1 protein-coding gene is annotated in these 282 nt (G+C 70.9%); it reads right to left on the bottom strand.

Annotation, left to right across the window (positions count from 1 at the left end; translation table 11 throughout):
• A partial coding sequence (locus ACLBYB_RS33430) for an SAM-dependent methyltransferase (RefSeq protein WP_447701451.1) occupies positions 1-282 on the bottom strand: 282 nt, incomplete at both ends.

The following is a 282-nucleotide window of genomic DNA, read 5'->3' as shown; positions in this document are numbered from 1 at the left end:
CGACCGGCAGCGACAGCGCCGTGTTCCGGGCGAAGCGGTAGTCCCTGGGACAGCGGCGCTTCGCGTAGTCCAGCAGGTCCTGGACGACGTCGAGGCCCAGATACGCGACGCTCGCGGTGCGGGCGAGGTGCACCGCCAGGCGCCCGGAGCCGCATCCGAAATCGACCACCGACTGGCCGTCCCGGAGCCCGAAATGCTGGAGGATCTCGCACTCGATCGCGCCGATGCGGTCGTAGTCGCCGCCCACCGCCACGCTCATCGCCTCGTCCAGGGGCAAGTCGC

The sequence above is a fragment of the Methylobacterium sp. D54C genome (assembly GCF_053345595.1).
Note: the sequence above shows the minus strand (reverse complement) of the source record. Positions and strands in the feature narration are given on the sequence as shown.